Here is a 19,312-nt window from a genome sequence, read left to right as displayed (position 1 = left end):
GCGGGACAAGCCCGCGTTGAGCACCAAGTTAGGTGAGCCTAACCTAATAATGTGAGAAAAGGATTGAGGGTCCGCGTGTGGCCGCGAGGTGGTGCGTGCCCGCGGTGCGCGACCGCGATGGGTTCCCGGTGGGCCCGGGGTGGGCCCGCGGCGGGCTTGTGGCACCGGAAAGGTAAGGTGACCCTAAGTTGAAAAGTCTCGTCATTCGGAGCCACTCTTCATGATCACGTCCCTGCCGCCCCAGGACGCCCCGAAGCGACCGCCCAGGACGGTGCGGCCGGATCCGCTGACCCGGCTCATGGATCCCGTGTGCGCCCTGCCGGGCCCCGGTGAAGTCGAGGAGTTCTGGGCTCGGGTGGCCGGTTCCGGCACGCCGCTCGTCGGACCGGACCCGCTGGGCGGCGACGACCACGTCGCCGTGACGTTCCTCTGGCGCGGCGCCCCCGGCACCCGCGCCGTGCAGGTGCTGCCGAACAAGCTCGGCGACCCGCGTGCCCCCGAGGGCAACCTGATGGAGCACGTGCCCGGCACGGACGTCTGGCACTGGACACTGCGGCTGCGGCACGACTGGCGGGGCACGTACGACTTCTACGTCGACGAGGGTGAGGGCCCGGGCCCCGAAGCGGCCGACTACTGGCGCCGGCTGCGCACCCTGCGCCGCCACGATCCACTCAACCACCGTTCGCTGCCTCGCCGTTGGGGTGGTGACCCGGTCTCCTACGCCGAGCTCCCCGCTGCCCCGAGCGCCCGGGACTGGCTGCCGCGACCGGACGTCGCCCGGGGGGAGGTGTCCGCGCACGAGGTCCCCTCCGGCCATCTCGGCAGCAGCCGGCGCGTATGGACGTACCGTCCCGCCGGTGCCCACGGGGCGACGGAACTGCCGGTGCTCGTCGTCCTGGACGGGGAGCACTGGCAGCCGCACCTCGGTCTCGCGCATCTGCTGGACAACCTCATCGCCGACGGACGGATCCCCCCGCTCGTCGCCCTGCTGCCCGAGTCCGTCGACGCGGACACGCGCTGGTCGGATCTTGCCTGCAGTCCGGACTTCGTCGCGTTCCTCACGGATGAACTGCTGCCCTGGACGGCCGCGCGTCTGCCGGTCACTGACGACCCCGCACGCACCGTCGTCGCCGGGCAGAGCCTGGGCGGACTCACCGCCGCCTACGCGGCGCTCACCGCGCCCGGCCGGTTCGGCAACGTACTGGCGCAGTCGGGTTCGTTCTGGTGGCCGGACGGCCCGGAAGCCGAGTGGCTCACCGCGCGGGTCGCCGAATCCCCGCGTCTGCCGGTCCGGTTCTGGCTCTCCTTCGGCGAGCAGGAGTGGGTGGCCCTTCCCGCTGCGCGCAGACTGCGCGACACGCTCGCGTCCGCCGGCTACGAGGACGCCTCCTACCGGGAGTTCAACGGCGGCCACGACTACCTCTGCTGGCGTACGGAACTCGCGGACGGTCTGACCGACCTGCTGACCCCGGGCACCGCCTCCGCCTGACCTGCGCGGGCGGAGGCGGTGCGCCGGTCAGGTGCCCAGCTCCTTCAGCCGGTCCGCGAGCACGGCCGCGATGGTGTCGAGGAAGCGGTCCTGCATCAACTGCGGGTGCGTGCAGTCGAGATCGTGGTTGACGACGGCGCCCGTCACATGGTTTCGCCACGCCTCACGCGTGAGCCAGTCCTCCGCCCGCGGGGCGGCCGCGGTGAAGAACAACAGGTCGCCGTCGTAACCCCGGTGCACGTGCTCACGCATCATGCGGGCATGGTTGGGCACGATGTCGACGATCTTCGACAGCGTCCGGTCCTCCAGACCGGCGAGTGGACTGCCCGCCCGGCGCAGCGTGGCGAGCACGTCCTCGCGGGTACGTTCGCCGGTGCGCTCGAAGCCCGCCATGCGCAGCACCGCGGTGAGGGCGTCGCCCTCCTCCGGCGCGGGGCGCTCCCGCCACTGCTCGGCGGGGAAGGAGTCGAGCAGCGCCAGGAGTTCCACCTTCTCGCCGCTCTCCTGGAGCAGTACCGCCACCGTGTGCGCGAGGACCCCGCCCACCGACCAGCCCATCAGACGGTAGGGGCCGTGCGCCTGCACCTCCCGGATGCGCAGGACGTAGTCGGCGGCCTCGTCCTCCAGCGTTCGCGGCAGCGGTTCGTCGCGGACCAGGCCGCGTGCCTGGATGCCGTACAACGGCTGGTCCGGGCCGAGCCGGGCGGACAGCCCGGCGTAGCACCAGGCGATGCCGCCCGCCGGGTGGATGGCGAACAGCGGTGTCCGCGCGCTCCCGCCACGCAGTCGGAGGACCACGTCCAGGGCGTCCGCGGACGCGGTTGTGGCGTCGTCGATCCGGGCGGCGAGCGCGGCAGGTGTGGACGCCTCGAACAGCGAACCGATCGTCAGCTCGGTACCGAACTCCTCCCGCACCCGTGCCACGAGCCGGACCGCGAGCAGCGAGGTCCCGCCCAGATCGAAGAACGCGTCCTCGGGGCCCACCGCGGCAGCCCCGAGCACCTCCGCGAACAGCCGCGTCAGCGCCTCCTCCGCGGCGCTCAACGCCCGCTGCCCGTCCGCGCCGCCGGTGAAGACCGGGGCGGGCAGTTCGCGGCGGTCCAGCTTTCCGTTGGGGCTGAGGGGGAAGGCGTCGAGTGCCACCACCGCCGACGGCACCATGTGCTCAGGAAGCTCTCGGGCCAGTGCGGTGCGCACCGTCGCGGGGTCGGCGGCTCCCGTCACATATCCGACGAGCCGCTGTTCGCCGGGCCGGTCCTCACGCACCAGGGCGCAGGCCCCGTCCACCCCCGTCACGGCGGCCAGTGCTGCCTCGATCTCGCCGAGCTCGATGCGCTGCCCGCGCAGTTTGACCTGGTGGTCGGTACGCCCGAGGTACTCGACCTCGCCCTGCTCCGTCCAGCGAGCCAGATCCCCGGTGCGGTACATGCGCTGAGCCGGGGCCCCGAAGGGGTCGGCGACGAACCGGGCGGCGGTCAGCTCCGGGCGGTTCAGGTAGCCGTCGGCCAACTGGCGGCCCGCCAGGTACAGCTCGCCCGGCACCCCAGGAGGACAGGGCCGCAGCGCGGCGTCGAGCACATGGAGCCGGGTGTTCCACACGGGCTGCCCGATCGGCACGGGCCCGGTGTCGTGCGTCGCGCACGCGTGGAAGGTGACGTCGACGGCCGCTTCCGTCGGTCCGTACAGATTGTGCAGCTCCACATGCGGCAGTCCACGCCCGAAGGCTTGCGCGGTCTCCCTGGGGAGCGCCTCCCCGCTGCAGAACACGCGGCGCAGTCCTGCGCACGCGCCGGGGTCCGCCTCCGCGAGGAATACCTGGAGCATCGAGGGCACGAAGTGGCAGGTGGTGACTGCGTGTTCGCGGATCAGCCGGGCCAGGTGGCCTGGGTCCCTGTGACCGCCCGGCTCCGCGACGACCAGCGCCGCACCCTCGCGCAGCGGCCAGAAGAACTCCCATACGGACACGTCGAACGACGAGGGCGTCTTCTGCAGTACCCGGTCGTCCGCCGTCAGCCCGTAGGTGTCCTGCATCCAGCGAAGCCGGTTGTCGATCGCGCCGTGCGACACGACGACGCCCTTGGGGCGGCCGGTGGATCCCGAGGTGTAGATGACGTACGCGGGGTGTGCGGGCGTCAGCGGGCGCGACGGATCGCACCACGGGTACCCGGAGACGTCGAGACCGTCCAGGACGACCCGCTTCGTGCCCGCGCCGTCGGGGAGGCGGTCCGCACGGTCGGTGACGACACAGACGGGCGCCGCGTCCCGCAGCATGTAGGTGATCCGCTCCGCCGGGTACTCGGGATCGAGCGGCAGATAGGCGGCTCCCGCCTTCAGCACGGCGAGCAGCGAGACGATCAGTTCCACCGAGCGCGGTACCGCCACCGCCACCACCGCACCCGGCCGGGCGCCGAGCGTCCGCAGATGCCGGGCCAGCCGGTTGGCGCGGGTGTTCAGCTCCGCATACGTGAGGGAGACGTCCCCGTACACGAGTGCGGTCGCGTCGGGGGTGCGGGCGGTCTGCGCCTCGATCGGTCCGATCAGCGTCGTCGGCGGCAGTGCGCGTTCCGTGCGGTTGAACTGTTGGACGACCAGGTCGTGTTCGGCGGGGACCGCGATGCCGTGTGCGGCGAGCGCGGTGTGCGGGTCCGTCGCGGTCAGCCGTTCCACGAGGTTCAGGAAACGCTCCTGATGGGCGGCGAGCGCGCCCTCGTCGTACAGGGCCGGATTGCCGTCGTGGTCGATGCGCAGCCCGCGGCCGTCCGCGCGGTCGTAGATGTTCACGGTCAGGTCGTCCACCGGGCCCGCGGACAGGTTGCGGGCCCGGGCCGGCGCACCCGCGAAGTCCACGTCGTAGTCGAAGGGCATCACGTTGACGAGCGGGCCCACCAGGCCCCGGCTCTCGGCGAGCAGCCGCAGATCGCGGCGGATGTCCTCGTAGCGGTAGCGCTGATGGCGGCGGACCGTGCGGATGCCCACCACGACCTGGCGCACCAGTTCGGCGAAGGTCGTGCCCGGGGTGACGGTCAGTCGCAGCGGGAGCACGTTCATCACCATGCCCGGCACGCGCAGCGCGACCGAACCCACCCGGCCCATCATGGGCAGTCCGAGCACCACCTCGGAGCGGGCGGTGGCCCGCGAGGTGTAGAGCGCCTGCGCGGCGATCAGCACCTCCGGCCAGGTCGCCCGGAGCCGCGTCGCGAGTTCCCGCACGCCCTCGGTGGCCTGCGGGCCCAGGTGAGCGGTGCGGCGCAGGAACGTACGCGACGGCAGCGCGCCACGGCCCGCGAGTCTCGGGACCTCCGGCCGGTCGGCGAAGGCCTCGGACCAGTGGGCGCGGTCTGCCGCGAACGCCGCCGACGCCCGGTATCCGGCGTCCTGCGCGACGAGGTCGGTGAGCGTTCCGAAGGCCCGGGGCCCGGGATCCCCGCCCCGGACGAGTGCCGAGTAGATCTCGGCCGTGCGCCGGACGAGCAGCGAGTAGCCGAAGCCGTCCATGACGAGGTGATGGATCCGCTGGTACCAGAGCCAGCGCTCCGGTCCGACGCGGAACAGCGCATGCCGGAACAACGGTCCGGCCGCCAGGTCGCACGGCTCGGCGAGGTCGGCGCGCATCCACGCCTCCGCCTGCCGGCCCGCGTCGCGCACGTCCCGCAGGTCGTGCACGGTGAACGGGAGTTCGACCGAGGCCGCGACCATCTGGCGCGGGCCCTCCGGCCCTTCCTCGATCCGGACGCGCAGTGCGTCCGCCTCGGCGGTGACCCGGCGCAGCGCGGCGGCGAACACCTCCGGGTCGAGGGGACCGTCGATCTCCAGGCACTCCGCGGTGTTCTGCGCCGGGCTGAGCGGATCCAGCGACTGCGCGAACCACATGCCCGACTGGGCCGCCGTCAAGGGCAGTTCGGTGCCCGGCCCGTCCGTCGTGGCGCCGGTCGTATCGGTGAGCAGGACCGTCATGAGACCCCCAGGAGCGGGGACCAGGCCTCGATGGAGGGCTGTTCGGCGAGATCGGCGAAGTCGGCCCGCACGTCGTGGTCGCGACGCCATCGTCCGAGCAGCGCCATGATGCGGACCGAGTCGAGGCCGTAGTCGAGGAGGTTCTCGTCGAGGGGGATGTCCGCGGGTTCCTCGCCCAGGGACTCGGCGACGTCGTTGCGGATCTGTTCCAGGGTGAGGGCCACGGTGCTCAGATCTCCTTCAGGAGGGCGTCGGTGGTGGTCACGGCCGCGCAGCGGCCCGCTGCCCAGCGCAGCGCCATGTCGTGGTCCTCGCGCGAGAAGTCGGCGACGGCGTCGGCCACGACGAACGCCCGGATGTCCCGCATCCATGCGTCCGCGGCGCTCATGAGCACTCCGATGTGCGCGTACACACCCGTGATCACCAGCTGGTCCCGGCCCGACTCCCGGATCAGGGCCTCGAGTTCGGTACGGACGAACGCGCTGTACTTCCACTTGGTGAGCACCGTGTCACCGGCCGCCGGTGCGACGGAGTCCGGCACGGCGAGGGCCTCGGCGTCGTCGGCCGCGCCGGGGCCCCAGAAGTCGAGCTGGAGCCCGCGTTCCTCGGCGGTCTGGTCACCGCGCTGTGCCGAGTAGACCACCGGGACGCCGGCGCCGCGGCACTGCTCGATGATGCGGGCCGTGTTGTCGAGCATCCCGGTCAGGGGCTGTTCGCCGGAGCGGAACGCACCGAGGAAGTGGTTCTGGAGATCGTGGACGAGCAGCACGGCGCGCGCCGGATCGACGGTCCACGCGACCCGGTTCACGGGAAGCTCGTCCGCGCGGGGCAGGGGATAGGGGGTGATGGCGGGAAGTGCCACGGGGAGGGCCTTTCAGTGCCGCGCGGAGCGGCCTCGGTGCTGTTCGGCGGGAGCGGAGCCCGCCCGGGAGGCGGATCCCGGGCCAGGAGCGGAGCCGGGGGAGCCGGGGGAGCCGGGGGAGCCGGGGGAGCCGGGGGAGCCGGGGGAGCCGGGGGAGGACCCGGACGCGGTGCCGGAGGAGGTAGGGGAGCCGGGAGAGCCGGGTGAGGACCTGGACGCGGTGCCGGGAGAGCCGGGGGCCGACCCGGAGCGCAGTCCGTTCTTGCTGACCTTGCCGATCCCGGTCTGCGGGAAGACGTCTACGAACTCGACGAGGTCGGGAACCTTGTACGCGGCGACTCCGCACTCGCGCACGTGCCGCTTCACCGCAACCGGCCTGAGCGGTTCGGCACCGGCGCGCAGGATCACGTACGCGAGCGTGCGTTCGCCCAGATACGCGTCGGCGACGCCGACCACCGATACGTCGTGCACGGAGGGGTGGGCGAGGATGATGTTCTCGATCTCCTCCGGCGCGACCTTCTCGCCGCCCCGGTTGATCTGGTCCTTCGCCCGTCCCTCGACCACGAGACTGCCGCTCGCGGTGCGGCGCACGATGTCGCCCGTGCGGTAGAAGCCGTCCTCGGTGAACGCCGTCCGGTTGTGTTCGGGGGCGCGCCAGTAGCCCCGGATCGTGTAGGGGCCGCGGGTGAGCAGATGCCCGAAGTCCCCCTCGGCGACGTCCTGTCCGGCGTCGTCCACGATCCGGATCTCGTCGTCCTCGGAGATCGGCCGGCCCTGCGTGGTGACCACGGTCTCCGGAGGGTCGTCCAGCCGGGTGTAGTTGACGAGACCCTCGGCCATGCCGAACACCTGCATGAGCCGGCAGCCGAGCGCCGGCTCCAGCCGGCGGGCCGCGGCCTCGCTGTACTTGGCGCCTCCGACCAGGACCAGCTCCAGACTGGACAGGTCCTGCTCCGCGTCCGGCGCGGCCTCGGTCCACACCAGGGCGAGCGGCGGCACCATCCCCGTCATGGTGACGCGCTCCTGCTCGACGATCGGGAAGGCCGTCGCCGGGTCGGGGCGCGGACACAGGACGACCGTGCCGCCGGCGTACAGCGCACCGAGCCAGCCCGGTGAACTCATCGGGAAGTTGTGCGCGGCCGGCAGCACCACGAGGAAGCGGGTGTCCTCGTCGACGCCGCAGATCTCGTTGGAGCCGCGCAGCGAGTAGATGTAGTCGTCGTGTGTGCGCGGAATGAGTTTCGGCACCCCGGTGGTGCCGCCCGAAAGCTGGAGGAAGGCCAGGTCGTGCGGCTCGGGCCCGTCCACCGGACCGGAGTCCTCGCACGGCACGTCGGACAGTGCGGTGTGCTCACCCGGGTCACCGACGACGAACACGTGCTTCAGTCCGGGAGCCCGCGCCTTCACCGTGGCCGCCAGCGCACGGTGATCGAAGCCGGCGTGCCGGTCCGGGATCACGTAGGCGACGGCCTCGGTGAACGAGCAGAAGTAGCCGATCTCCGTCTCCCGGTGGGCGGGCAGGGCGAAGACGGGCAGTGCACCGATCCGGAAGAGGGCGAAGACGACCTCGATGAACTCGGCGACGTTGGGCAGTTGGACGACGACCCGGTCGCCCCTGACGATGCCCCGGGCCGCGAACCCCGCCGCCAGCCGGGCCGCGTGCTCGTCGAGTTCGCCGTACGTCCGGGTGCGGCGCCCGTCCGCGGGGTCGACGACCGCCACACGGTCGGGGTGGGCAGCGGCGCGCGCCCGGAGTACGCCGGTGAACGTCTCGCCGCGCCAGTGGCCGGCCGCGCGGTATCGCTCGGCGAAGCCGGCCGGCCAGGTGGGGGCGTCGTCCTGCGGGGCGGCGCTCACAGCGTGGTGCCCACGGCGCTGAGGAAGGTGCGGAACTTGGCAGCGGTCTCCGCCGTCTCCGCCTCGGGCGAGGAAGCGGCCACCACGCCGGCACCGGCGAACAGTCGCAGCGAGCGGCCCTCGGCCTCGGCACAGCGGATCGTCACGACCCACTCGCCGTCGCCGTCCACGTCCTGCCAGCCGACCATGCCGGTGTAGGCGCCGCGGTCGAAGGGTTCCGACTCGGCGATGACGGCGCGGGCGGTATCGGTCGGGGTGCCGCACACCGCGGGCGTGGGGTGCAGCGCCGAAGCGAGGTCGAGCGAGGAGGTGGCGGGGTTCGTGAGTGTTCCGGTGACGGTCGTCGACAGGTGCCACATGGCCGCGGTCCGTACGAGCGTGGGGCGTTCGGGTACGTCGAGGCTCACGCAGAAGGGAGCGAGAGCCTCCCGCACGGCGGCGACGACCACGGCGTGCTCGTGCAGGTCCTTGGGGGACTCCAGCAGCGCGGCCGCGCGCCGCACGTCCTCGGCCAGATCCTCGCTGCGCGGAGCGGAGCCGGCCAGCGGATTGGCCGTGAGCACGTTTCCGGTGCGGGCGACCAGGAGTTCGGGGCTGGCACCGATCAGGGTGCGGCCCGGTCCGCTGGGGACGGCGAAGGTGTAGCCCCTCGGGTCGTGCTGCGCGAGCCGGCGCAGCATGCCAGGGAGGTCGAGTTCTTGCGAGGAGGTCAGTTCCAGGGTGCGGGCGAGGACGACCTTGTCGAACTCCCCGGCGCGCATCCGCCCCACCGCCGCGGCGACCGCCGCGGTGTACGCGCCGGCCTCGGGGACCTCGCGGGTCTGCCAGGTGCCGGGCTCGGCCGAAGGGCCGGGGAGCGCGATGAGCGGGTCCTCGCAGAGGGCCGTTGTCCGGCGGACGGACTGAGGGACCGCCAGTGAGTGGGGGGCGCCCGGCGTGAAGGGCAGTGCGCCCACGACGATCGGTGCCGGGTCCCCGGCGCGCCGCCGGGCATCGAGCACCTCGCGTACGCGGGTGGTCAACGGCCTTGAGTCGTAGGGGACTTCTGCTGCGAGGCCGGACACGAGCAGGGTCCGGCGCGACGAGGCGAGGAAGCGGTCCGCGCCGGGCCGGTAGGCGTCCAGCAGCGCGGTGGCCGCGCCGGGTGAGGAGGGAGGGGCGGTGCGGGGGGCGGTCCGGTGCGGGGCGGTGGGTACGCGCAGTGAGGCAGACATGTCTTCTTGTCTCCAGTGGGGGAGGGCTGCGATCCGCTGTCGAGGGTGCCGGGCGGGCGGTCAGGCCCGCAGGGTGGCGCCGCCGTTCACGTGGAGGCGGTGCACGGGCGGGCGGTCTGGTCCGCGGTGTGGCGCCGCCGTTCATGTGGAGGTGGTGCCGGGCGGGCGGTCAGGCCCGCAGGGTGGCGCCGCCGTCCACGTAGAGGTCGTGCAGGGTGATGTGGCGCGCGCGGTCGGACACGAGGAAGGCGACGGCCTCGGCGATGTCGGACGGGTCGGCGATCCGGCCGAGCGGTATGCCCGTTCGGTAGCTCGCCCCGTCCCCTTCGATGACCCGTCGGGCAGCGGCCTCCTCGTCCTGAGCGTCGCCGGACGGCCACATGCCACGCTGCATGTCGGTGAGGGTCGAACCGGGTGAGACGGTGTTGCAGCGGATTCCCAGGGGCGCCAGTTCGAGGCCGAGGCACTTGGTGAACATGACGGCGGCGGCCTTCGAGGCCGCGTACGCGGCCATGTCCGTGCGGGGGATGCCCGCGGCGTTGGACGCGACGGTGACGATGCTTCCCGCTCCACGGTCGGCCATCCGGCGCGAGACCGACCGTGAGACGTGGAACACCCCGTTGGTGTTGACCGCGAAGGTGGCCGCCCAGTCCTCGTCCGTCAGGTCGGCGACGGCCGAACACCGCAGCACTCCGGCGACGTTGACCGCGATGTCCAGCGGGCCGAGTGTGTCCTCGGCCTCCGCGACGAGTGCCTCCACGGCTGCGGAGTCCGTGACGTCGAGCGTGCGGGCCGCGACCTGCCGGCCGTACTTCCGGGCGAGCGCGCCCACGCCGTCGGGGGCGACGTCGGTGGCCAGGACGCGGGCGCCGCGCTCGACGAGGGCGTGCACCACCGCCTCGCCGATCCCGCGGCCCGCCCCCGTCACGAGGGCGAGCCGGCCGGTGAGTTCCGGGGCGGGATTCACTTGACCATGGCCTTGCGGATGTCGTCGAGCACCGAGACGGCCGCCTGCGCGCCGCCGAGGCTCGTCCACTTGGTGCCGTCGATCACGGTCGAACGACCGCTGCTCACGGCCTTGAGCTGCTTGTACGCGGGCTTCCTGGAGAGCTCGTCCACGAGGTCCTGGTCCGATCCGGTGGAGGTGAGGGTGCCGATGAAGAGCCAGTCCCCGTCGATTTCCTTGAGGCTCTCGTCGCTGATCGGTGTGGAGTGGCCCTCGCCCTTCTCGTTCTGGATGCCGGGGCGGGTGAAGCCCAGGTCCTTCAGGACGTCACTGATGAACACGCCCTGCTGCATGACGGCCGAGCCCTTGGCCGAGTAGCGGGCGACGGACACGCTCGCGCCGGCCTCCGCGCCCAGGTCCTTCTTCAGGGCGGCGGCCCGGGTCTCGTAGTCCGCGAGGAACTCCTCGGCCCGGTTGCCCTTGCCGAGCGTCTTCCCGGTGAGCGAGAGCGCCTTCTTCCAGTCCTTGGTGCCGTCGATCGTGACGACCGTGGGGGCGACCTTGCGCAGTTGCTGGAGGACCTGTTCGTCGGCGAGCTGGCCGGCGAGGATCACGTCCGGCTTGGCCTGGACGACCTTCTCGATGTCCGGTCCGGTGACAGCGCCCACCACGGGGATGTCCTTCGCCTGGTCCGCGAGGTAGGCGGGAGCGCCCTTCTGGCCGCGGCCGGCGGTCAGACCCACCGGCTTCACGCCCAGTGCGAGAGCCGCGTCCAGGTCCATCTCACTGAGGACGACCACACGCCGGGGTGCCGAGGGCACCTTCACCGACGTCCCGGTGGCGTCCGTCACCTGAGTCGTCGCCGAGGACTTGGACGCGCCCGAATCGTCAGATCCCTCCGAAGCCTCGGAGGACCCGCAGGCGGTCAACGCGAGGGCACAGATGCCGATCAGGGAGACCGCCACCGAGGGGCGGACGCGGCCGCGGGAAGAGAGGGGCGAATGCGGGGCCATGGCCTGGAATCTCCGTTGCGTTCGAGTGATTGAGGCCGGTTCTGGGTCTGCTCCGCCGCACCGAAGGGGGGCAGGGCAGGGCGATTGACGCGGTTTCAGGACATGGAGAGCCCTGGGGACCGCCGCCGTCCGGCCGGTTTACTTAGGTTAGGCTAACCATATGTCGATCGCGCAAGGGGGACGGCCCGAAACCGAAGCCCGCCCCACCGAAACCCCGCCACGGGAGGGACGTGCGGCCGCGTGGTCGGCCGCAGGTCTCGTACTCCTGCTGCCGGCCCTCGTCCTGCTGTCCCTGCTCATCGGCACCGGGTCCAGTTCGGCGGGAGGCGCCTGGGACTATCTCGTCGGCGATCCGGCTGCCCGCGCTGATGCTCAACTGCGCCTCGCCGTCGTGGACGTGCGCCTGCCGCGCACGCTCGCCGCGGTCCTGGTGGGGGCGTGCCTGGGGACGGCCGGGTGCCTCCTGCAGGCCGCCACCCGCAACCCCCTCGCCGAGACGGGACTCCTCGGCGTCAACTCGGGGGCCGCCTTCGCCGTGGTGCTGGGACTGACCTACTTCGGCGCGGACTCGCCCGCCTCGTTGCTGGTGTGGGCCCTGGCCGGAGGCATGGTCGCCAGCGCGGCAGTCCTCCTGTTCGCCGCTTCGGGACGCGGCGGCGGCTCCCCGCTGCGGCTCGTCCTGGCCGGATCGGCGCTGGGCGCCACCTTCCACGGCCTCACCTCTTACGTTCTGCTGGGTACTCAGTCCACCTTCGACACCTACCGCTACTGGACGATCGGCTCGCTCGCGGGCATCGAGATCTCCGACCTGCTGCCCTTGCTGCCCCTGATCGCGGTGGGCCTGCTCACCGCGCTCGGCTGCTCCCGCCCGCTGGCGGCGCTCGGGCTGGGGGACGACGGTGCCCGCTCGCTCGGCCACCACCCCGGCCGGATCCGCCTCGTCGTCGCCGGGGCCGTCTCGCTGCTCGCCGGATGCGCCGTCGCCGTGGCCGGGCCCATCGCGTTCCTCGGACTCTTCGCCCCCTACGCCGCCCGGGCGCTGGCCGGAGCGCGGATGACCGCGGGGCTCGTCCTGTCCGCCCTGATCGCGGCCGACATCATGATCGTCGCGGACATTCTCGCCCGGATCGTGATCCGCCCCTGGGAGACCCCGGTCAGTGTGCTGCTCGCCTTCGTCGGCGGCCCCCTGCTCGTGTGGATCGCCCGCTCCTCCCGCTTGTCCGCGGGGGTCCCGGCGTGACGGACGTGACCCCTCCCGACAGCGTCGTGCTCCGCACCGGAACGCTGTCCTGGCTCCTGCCGAGGCGCAGCGCGCTCGCCGCCGCGGTACTCCTTCCGCTGCTGGCAGTCCTCATCACTCTTGCGGTAATGGCGAGTTCGACCGGAATGAGCCTGTCGGAGACCCTTTCGGGACTGCTCGGAACCGGCGATGCAGGCACCGTCATGATCGTGCGGGAGTTCCGGCTTCCCCGTATCCTCACCGGGCTGCTGGTCGGTGCCGCGCTCGGCATCGCGGGCTGTCTCACCCAGACCCTGGCCGGCAACCGCCTCGCCACGCCGGACCTCGTCGGGGTCAACGAGGGCGCCACCGCCGCCGTGGTCGCGGCCGCCGCGGGGTCCGCCACCGGCATGGTCGGCAACTGGTGGCTCGGGCCGCTCGGTGCCGTAGCCGCCGCGGTCCTGGTCGTCCTGTGCGCCGGGGGAGCGGGCAGCGCCGGCTACCGGCTGCTGGTGGCGGGGATCGGCGTCTCCACGTTCATCGGCGCGGTGAGCGATCTGATCATGTCGCGCGAGAACGACAACACGGCGGGCGGAGTGTTCCTCTGGGCCGTCGGCAGCCTCAACGGGCGTGACTGGGATGCCGGTATGCCGCTTGCCGTGGCCCTGCTCCTCCTCGTCCCGCTCTCGCTGGCGGCCGGGCACCGCCTCCAACTGCTGCGCTTCGGCGATGAGGTGGCGAGTTCTCTCGGAGTCGATCTGCGTCGGGTGCGTACCGTCGCTCTCGTCCTCGCGGTACTTCTGGCGGGTACGGCCGTCGGGGTCGGCGGCCCCATCGCCTTCGTGGCACTGGCGGCGCCGATCCTCGCGCAGCGGCTGACCGGCCCCACCCGGGTGCCGGTCACCGGCTCGGCGCTGACCGGGGCAGCCCTGATCGCAGCGGCCGACGCGATCGGACGCGTCGCCGCTCCGGTCGAACTTCCCGTCGGGGTCGTCACCAGCGTCCTCGGCGGCCCCTTCCTCCTGTGGGTACTGCTGCGGCCGGACCCGGCCGCCGGAAAGGCGTGAACCGCACATGACCGAGAATCCGACCGGTACGAAGGCGGGCCTCGAAGTCCGTGGCCTGCACGCCGGATACCCGGGCCGCCCCGTCGTCGAGAACGTCGGCCTCACCGTCCCCGCCGGACAGGTCGTCGCGATCGTGGGTCCCAACGGCTGCGGGAAGTCGACCCTGCTGCGCACCGTCGCCCGGCTCCACCGGCCGGAGTCCGGCACGGTACTGATCGGCGGGACGGACATCTGGCAGACCGGCCGGCGCAGGGCCGCCCACCATGTCGCCCTGCTGCCGCAGTCGCCGCGCGCCCCCGAGGCGGTCACCGTGGCCGGTCTGGTCCGCTACGGCCGCAGCCCGCACCAGGGGCTGCTGCGCCAGTGGTCGCGCGAGGACGAGCAGGCGGTACGCGACGCACTCGACGCCACCGGCACCACCGCACTGGCCGGCGAGCGCATCGACCGGCTGTCCGGCGGCCAGCGCCAGCGCTGCTGGCTCGCGATGGTCCTCGCCCAGCAGACCCCGGTCGTCCTGCTCGACGAACCCACCAGTGCCCTCGATCTCGGGCATGCCGTCGAGGTCCTGGAACTCGTCCGCGAGGTCGCGGCCACCGGCCGTACCGTCGTCATGGTCCAGCACGACCTCGCCGCCGCGGCCCGTTACGCCGATCTGCTCGTCGCGATGAAGGGCGGCCGGGTCATCGCTCGGGGTGCCCCCCGCGAGACGGTCGACGAGGCCCTGGTGAAGGAGCTGTACGCGCTCGACGCGGACATCCTCCGCGCCCCGGGAGACGGCTCACCGGTCGTGGTGGCGCGCAGCCGGACCGGCGTGGCCGCACAGCCGATACCTGCCCCTTATTGTCCTAATTGAGCGATTCTTCGGAACTGTCGAGAATGCCTGGCGGGGTCGCTTTTCCATGGGGCACACCTCTTGAATATCCGGCAAATCACCCCTTTCGGGCGCAGTGGCCAGCGTCACGTTTCCCGTCCCGGACGCGCGGCCGGAGGCTTCGGTTCCCTGTCGCGCCAAGAAAGTTGACCCGCTCGCATGTGACCGGCGTCCCATATTTCCTTTGATTGATCTTGCGAATCAATTGTGATCAGGAATTCCGGGCTTGTTTCGCCTGCCCTTTCTCGCTTACGGTCACCGTCAATCCGGATGGAACGCCGAATCCTGCCGCCGTCCGGTAACCCGACCACATCACGTGCGGCAGGAGCGGGGGACCCAGGTTTGCCGCCGGTCCGGAATCCGGAGCGGCTAGGGGTGAAGTCGCCATGTGCGGCCGGACATCTCCAGTCCGAACCCGACAGCTCACCTCGCAGGCGGCGGAGAGGAAAAGCGCCATGCCCTTCAAGGGTCAGCACCGTCGTTCCAAGTCCACTTCCCTGACCCGCGGTTTCATCGCCGTGAGCGCAGGAGGAGTCGTCCTCGCACTCCCCCTGATCGCGGCCGGATCGGCTTCTGCCTCCCCCGCTCAGGCAGTCGTCGCGGAAAAGGCCGCAGCCCCGACTTCCGTGACCGGCAAGGAAATTGCCGCACAGAAGACCGAATCCACCACCTATTCAGTGGTCTCCGGTGATTCGCTTTCCAAGATCGCCCGAGGGCATTCCCTCAGTGGCGGCTGGGAGCGTCTCTACCAGGACAACCGGAGTGTGGTGGGCGGCAACCCCGACCTCATTCACCCGGGCCTGAAGCTGACCATCGGCGCCAAGTCCGCGGCCGCAGCCCCCGAGGCCGCGACCAAGAGCGAGTTCAAGGCGGAGAACACTTCCGGCAGCGCCTCGCAGCCGTCGGCCGACCGGGCCGAGAGCACCGACCGCGCCGACCGTTCCCAGCGGACGGCGACGCCCGTCGCCGTGGAGACCGCCGCGACCACCCCCGCGCAGACCGCGACGGCGTACACCGACGACCTCGACGGCTGGATCAAGGAGTCCCTCGCCGTCATGGCCGAGAACGGCATTCCCGGCAGCTACGACAGCATCCACCGCAACATCATGCGCGAGTCCTCGGGCAACCCCCAGATCGTCAACAACTGGGACTCGAACGCCGCCGCCGGCACCCCGTCCAAGGGCCTCCTCCAGGTCATCCAGCCCACGTTCGACGCCTACCACGTGCCCGGCACCTCGCTGGACATCCTGGACCCCGTCGCCAACATCACCGCCGCGTGCAACTACGCGGCCGCCACGTACGGCTCGATCGACAACGTCTTCGGGGCCTACTGAGCCACTGCGGTCCCCCGCCTCCGGGCGGAACCGTGAACAGGGGTGGAAGGGAGCTGAACTGCTCCCCTCCACCCCTTTCGCGATGCCGTACAACCCTTGTGCCGCAGAGCCTGTCCAACAGGGCGCCGGGAGGACAACGGGCTCCTTCCGGCGTCCCCCGGATCAGGGGCCTGGGGGCAGATCGCGGTCCGGCAGGCCCTCGCCCGGTCATCCTTGAACCGAGGAGCCGCTCGTGCGCGCCCACCGTCCGGCCGTCGTTGTCGCGGCCTCATTTCTCCTGATGGCAGGGGCCGCCGCCGTCGCGCCCTCCGCCCACGCCGGCACCCCCGGCGGAACACACGCGGACGACCGCAACTCCGATTTCAACGGCGACGGCTACGAGGACGTGCTCATCGGCGCGCCCGGCGGGACCATCGGCGGCAAGAAGGGCGCGGGCTATGTGACCGTGCAGTACGGCGGGCCGGGCGGCATCGGTACCACCCGGGGCGCCGTCCTCAGCCAGAACACCACCGGGGTGCCGGGCGCCGCCGAGGCGGGGGACGGCTTCGGCCGCGCCCTGGCCTCGGGCGACCTGGACGGGGACGGGTACGACGACGCGGTCGTCGGCCTCCCCGGCGAGAACCTCGAACCGGTGACCGACGCCGGCGGCGTCGTCGTCCTCTGGGGCTCCGCCAAGGGGCTCTCCGGCGTGGACAGCGACTGGCTGCAGGCCGAGGAGCCCGCCGCCGGTGCCAGGTTCGGCAGCGCGCTCGCCGCGGCACACTTCAGCCCCGACATCCCCGGCGACCAGCTGGCCGTGACCGACCGCACCGACCTCAGCCTCTACCAATACGACGCTGCGGCCCGGCGCATGCCCGCGTCGCCGGCGCCCGCAGCACGCAGCAGCCTCATCCCCGGCACCCCGGGGCGGGAGATCGTGCCCCGGGCCATGACGACCGGCGACTACGACGGCAACGGTCTCGCCGACCTCGTCATCTCCGGCGTCACCGTCGGCGGGGAACCGGGGCACGGCTGGTCCGCGCTCTTCCTCGGCGAGGTCCAGGGACTCCGGTACGACCACGATCTGCGCGGGGGCCCCGCCGTCGCCTCCGGTGACATCGACAACGACGGCTACGACGACCTCGTCACCGGGGAGCCCGGCAGCCCCGACGACGGCGGCGACTCGATGACCGGCGGTGTGGTCGGTGTGTACTACGGCAGCCTGGGCGACGGACCCGTCGGTTCCGAGGGCCCTGGCACCCCGCCCGTGTGGTGGACGCAGGACACCGCGGGCGTCCCCGGAGCCGCGGAGGCCGGCGACGGGTGGGGCGCCGACCTCTCCGTGGCGGACACCGACGGCGACGGGTACGCGGACGTGGCGGTCGGCGCCCCAGGCGAGGACATCGGTACGGTCGCCGACGCGGGCGCCGTGTGGGTGCTGCGGGGTGCGGCCGGCGGACTGACCGCCACCCGCGCCGCCTCATGGGACCAGGACTCGGCGAACGTGCCGGGCGCGCCCGAGAAGGGCGACCGCTGGGGCGGTCAGGTGCGGCTGACCGATCCCGACAAGGACGGGCGGTTCGGCCTGCTGTCCGCCGCGCCCGGAGAGAACGCCGGCAACGGCGTCGCCTGGGTGTTCTCTGCCGGTACGGGCGGCGTGACGGCCTCCGGCTCGTGGACGTTCGACGCCCGGCCGTTCGGCGGCCCGGAGACGGGCGCCGGATACGGGGCCACGATCGACGAGTAGCGACACCCGGCGGAGCCGACCGGGGCGTGCCCGACGGGCCTGTCCCGGGACCCGTCCAACCCGGTGCGCGATGCCACTATGAACCTTTCATCCCGCGCGCTACCCTCCGCCGCATGATTTCCACGGTGGTCTGGGGTACCGGCAATGTCGGCCGCGCGGCCATCCGCGCGGTCGAGTCCCATCCGGCCCTGAAACTCGCGCACGTACTCGTCCACGACCCCGGCAAGGTGGGCCGCGACGCCGGCGCCCTCGCCGGCCTCGACCGCGATCTGGGCGTCGCCGCGACCGACGACATCGACGCGGTGCTGGCCACCGCTCCCCGGGCCGTCGTCTACGCGGCCTCCGGCGACATCCGCCCCGACGAGGCGCTGGCCGACATCACCAGGGCGGTGGCCGGGGGAGCCGTCGTCGTCACCCCGGCGCTGTACGCGCTCTACGACCAGCGCGGTGCCCCGCCCGAACTGCGTGAACCGGTGCTCGCCGCCGTCGCCGGCGGTGGCGGATCACTCTTCGTCTCCGGCGTCGATCCCGGCTGGGGCAATGACGTACTGCCCCTGCTGATCAGCGGACTCGGCACCACGGTGGACGTGATCCGCTGCCAGGAGATCTTCGACTACTCCACCTACGACCAGCCCGATTCCGTCCGCCACCTGATCGGCATGGGTCATCCCATGGAGTACGAGCCGCTCATGCTCGCGTCCTCCGTGCCGACCATGGTGTGGGGCGGGCAGATACGCCTGATGGCCAGGGCCCTGGGCGTGGAGCTCGACGACATCCGCGAGACCATGGCCCGGCGGCCGCTCGAAACCACCGTCACGACCAGGACCATGGGCGAGTTCGCGGCCGGCACCCAGGGCGCGGTCCGCTTCGAGGTCCAGGGCATCGTCGAGGGCGAGCCCCGCATCGTCATCGAGCACATCACCCGCATCCATCCGTCGTGCGCCCCGGACTGGCCGTCGCCGCCGGACGGTGCCGGCGCCCACCGGGTGATCATCGAGGGGCGCCCGCGCATCGAGGTCACCGTCGAGGCCACGGACGAGGGCGAGAACCGGTCCGCGGGCGGCAACGCCACCGCGGTCGGCCGGCTGGTGAACGCCATCGACTGGCTGGTGGAAGCGGACCCCGGACTCTACGACGCCCTCGACGTACCCCTGCGTCCCGCAGCCGGCCGACTCGGAAGGAAGCAGCCATGATCATCGACATCCCCGAGGGCCAGGAACCGATCGGCTACGTATGGGGCGACATGGTCCCCGGCATCGGCATGGCCGCCGCGAACTTCTCGCTGTCGGTGTACCAGCACACGACGCTCGGGCTCCGCGAGTTCGAGGCGGCGAGGCTGCGCATCGCGCAGATCAACGGCTGCCTCTTCTGCCTGGACTGGCGCACCGAGCGCGACGGCCGGAAGGTCGAGGAGGAGTTCGCCGGTGCGGTGAGCGACTGGCGCGGCACCGATGCCTTCGACGACCGGACCCGGCTGGCGGCCGAGTACGCCGAGCGGTACGCCCTGGACCATCACGGCCTGGACGACGCGTTCTGGACCCGGATGACCGCGCACTACAGCCAGCACGAGATCGTCGAACTGAGCATGAGCATCGGCTCATGGCTTGCGTTCGGCCGGCTCAACCATGTGCTGGGTCTCGACGCCGTGTGCGTGCTGCCGGGGCACTGAACGGGCATTCCGCGGGGCAGGCCCGGCAGCGCGCGTGTCCAGTAGGAGGCCTGCCCGTCGCCTCCTACTGGAAGTCCCGCCCGTTCTGACC

15 protein-coding genes and 1 riboswitch are annotated in these 19,312 nt (G+C 72.0%); of the genes, 8 read left to right on the top strand and 7 right to left on the bottom strand.

Annotated features, from left to right (window positions below; genetic code table 11):
- Window positions 1-220: 220 nt before the first annotated feature.
- Window positions 221-1,489, top strand: coding sequence for an enterochelin esterase (gene fes / locus ABT025_RS29910; RefSeq protein WP_351001205.1), 1,269 nt, complete (start codon window positions 221-223; stop codon window positions 1,487-1,489).
- A gap of 27 nt (window positions 1,490-1,516) precedes the next feature.
- Here the strand turns inward: fes and ABT025_RS29905 are convergent, their stop codons facing one another.
- From ABT025_RS29905 to ABT025_RS29875, 7 genes are all read right to left on the bottom strand, one after another.
- Entirely contained in the window at window positions 1,517-5,443 is a 3,927-nt protein-coding gene (locus ABT025_RS29905) for a non-ribosomal peptide synthetase (protein ID WP_351001202.1), read from the bottom strand.
- Window positions 5,440-5,667, bottom strand: coding sequence for a phosphopantetheine-binding protein (locus tag ABT025_RS29900; RefSeq protein ID WP_351001200.1), 228 nt, complete (start codon window positions 5,665-5,667; stop codon window positions 5,440-5,442). Before ABT025_RS29900 ends, ABT025_RS29905 begins: the two co-directional genes overlap by 4 nt.
- Before the next feature lie 5 nt (window positions 5,668-5,672).
- Complete coding sequence (locus ABT025_RS29895) at window positions 5,673-6,305, bottom strand: isochorismatase family protein (protein WP_351001197.1); 633 nt, start codon at window positions 6,303-6,305, stop codon at window positions 5,673-5,675.
- A 12-nt stretch (window positions 6,306-6,317) separates the two neighbouring features.
- Entirely contained in the window at window positions 6,318-8,162 is a 1,845-nt protein-coding gene (locus tag ABT025_RS29890) for a (2,3-dihydroxybenzoyl)adenylate synthase (RefSeq protein WP_351001194.1), read from the bottom strand.
- Window positions 8,159-9,376, bottom strand: coding sequence for an isochorismate synthase (locus ABT025_RS29885; protein ID WP_351001191.1), 1,218 nt, complete (start codon window positions 9,374-9,376; stop codon window positions 8,159-8,161). Before ABT025_RS29885 ends, ABT025_RS29890 begins: the two co-directional genes overlap by 4 nt.
- Window positions 9,377-9,545: 169 nt before the next feature.
- The gene (locus tag ABT025_RS29880) at window positions 9,546-10,343 is read right to left on the bottom strand and encodes a 2,3-dihydro-2,3-dihydroxybenzoate dehydrogenase (RefSeq protein ID WP_351001189.1); all 798 of its coding nucleotides are present in this window, start codon (window positions 10,341-10,343) and stop codon (window positions 9,546-9,548) included.
- Window positions 10,340-11,335, bottom strand: coding sequence for an ABC transporter substrate-binding protein (locus ABT025_RS29875; protein WP_351001187.1), 996 nt, complete (start codon window positions 11,333-11,335; stop codon window positions 10,340-10,342). Before ABT025_RS29875 ends, ABT025_RS29880 begins: the two co-directional genes overlap by 4 nt.
- A 160-nt stretch (window positions 11,336-11,495) precedes the next feature.
- On the opposite strand from ABT025_RS29875, the gene ABT025_RS29870 reads away from it, so the two are divergent.
- From ABT025_RS29870 to ABT025_RS29840, 7 genes are all read left to right on the top strand, one after another.
- A complete protein-coding gene (locus ABT025_RS29870; protein ID WP_351001184.1) occupies window positions 11,496-12,575 on the top strand; it encodes a FecCD family ABC transporter permease in 1,080 nt (359 codons plus the stop codon).
- Window positions 12,572-13,621 (top strand): FecCD family ABC transporter permease, encoded by a 1,050-nt coding sequence (locus ABT025_RS29865; protein WP_351001181.1) that lies wholly within the window; start codon window positions 12,572-12,574, stop codon window positions 13,619-13,621. The genes ABT025_RS29870 and ABT025_RS29865 overlap by 4 nt, the downstream gene beginning before the upstream one ends.
- Before the next feature lie 7 nt (window positions 13,622-13,628).
- Window positions 13,629-14,474: an ABC transporter ATP-binding protein gene (locus ABT025_RS29860; protein ID WP_351001178.1), complete on the top strand. Its 846-nt coding sequence runs from the start codon at window positions 13,629-13,631 to the stop codon at window positions 14,472-14,474.
- Window positions 14,475-14,758: 284 nt separating this feature from the next.
- A riboswitch (cyclic di-AMP (ydaO/yuaA leader) is annotated at window positions 14,759-14,944 on the top strand.
- Window positions 14,945-14,947: 3 nt separating this feature from the next.
- Window positions 14,948-15,826: a LysM peptidoglycan-binding domain-containing protein gene (locus tag ABT025_RS29855; RefSeq protein ID WP_351001175.1), complete on the top strand. Its 879-nt coding sequence runs from the start codon at window positions 14,948-14,950 to the stop codon at window positions 15,824-15,826.
- A gap of 232 nt (window positions 15,827-16,058) precedes the next feature.
- A complete protein-coding gene (locus ABT025_RS29850) occupies window positions 16,059-17,552 on the top strand; it encodes an FG-GAP repeat protein (protein ID WP_351001172.1) in 1,494 nt (497 codons plus the stop codon).
- 113 nt (window positions 17,553-17,665) lie between these two features.
- A complete protein-coding gene (locus ABT025_RS29845; protein WP_351001170.1) occupies window positions 17,666-18,745 on the top strand; it encodes an NAD(P)H-dependent amine dehydrogenase family protein in 1,080 nt (359 codons plus the stop codon).
- The gene (locus tag ABT025_RS29840) at window positions 18,742-19,221 is read left to right on the top strand and encodes a carboxymuconolactone decarboxylase family protein (protein ID WP_351001168.1); all 480 of its coding nucleotides are present in this window, start codon (window positions 18,742-18,744) and stop codon (window positions 19,219-19,221) included. Before ABT025_RS29845 ends, ABT025_RS29840 begins: the two co-directional genes overlap by 4 nt.
- The last annotated feature ends 91 nt before the right edge of the window (window positions 19,222-19,312 follow it).

Source organism: Streptomyces sp. NPDC002809 (genome assembly GCF_040295435.1).
GTDB lineage: Bacteria > Actinomycetota > Actinomycetes > Streptomycetales > Streptomycetaceae > Streptomyces.
The sequence above is the reverse complement of the archived record's forward strand: the minus strand, read 5'-3'. Positions and strand labels throughout refer to the sequence as shown.

What these genes read in the sequence shown, in the direction of transcription:
- fes (WP_351001205.1), top strand. Translation starts at nt 221, where the DNA reads ATGATCACGTCCCTGCCGCCCCAGGACGCCCCGAAGCGACCGCCCAGG.
- ABT025_RS29905 (WP_351001202.1), bottom strand. Translation starts at nt 5,443, where the DNA reads ATGACGGTCCTGCTCACCGATACGACCGGCGCCACGACGGACGGGCCG.
- ABT025_RS29885 (WP_351001191.1), bottom strand. Translation starts at nt 9,376, where the DNA reads ATGTCTGCCTCACTGCGCGTACCCACCGCCCCGCACCGGACCGCCCCC.
- ABT025_RS29875 (WP_351001187.1), bottom strand. Translation starts at nt 11,335, where the DNA reads ATGGCCCCGCATTCGCCCCTCTCTTCCCGCGGCCGCGTCCGCCCCTCG.
- ABT025_RS29870 (WP_351001184.1), top strand. Translation starts at nt 11,496, where the DNA reads ATGTCGATCGCGCAAGGGGGACGGCCCGAAACCGAAGCCCGCCCCACC.
- ABT025_RS29860 (WP_351001178.1), top strand. Translation starts at nt 13,629, where the DNA reads ATGACCGAGAATCCGACCGGTACGAAGGCGGGCCTCGAAGTCCGTGGC.
- ABT025_RS29855 (WP_351001175.1), top strand. Translation starts at nt 14,948, where the DNA reads ATGCCCTTCAAGGGTCAGCACCGTCGTTCCAAGTCCACTTCCCTGACC.
- ABT025_RS29845 (WP_351001170.1), top strand. Translation starts at nt 17,666, where the DNA reads ATGATTTCCACGGTGGTCTGGGGTACCGGCAATGTCGGCCGCGCGGCC.
- ABT025_RS29840 (WP_351001168.1), top strand. Translation starts at nt 18,742, where the DNA reads ATGATCATCGACATCCCCGAGGGCCAGGAACCGATCGGCTACGTATGG.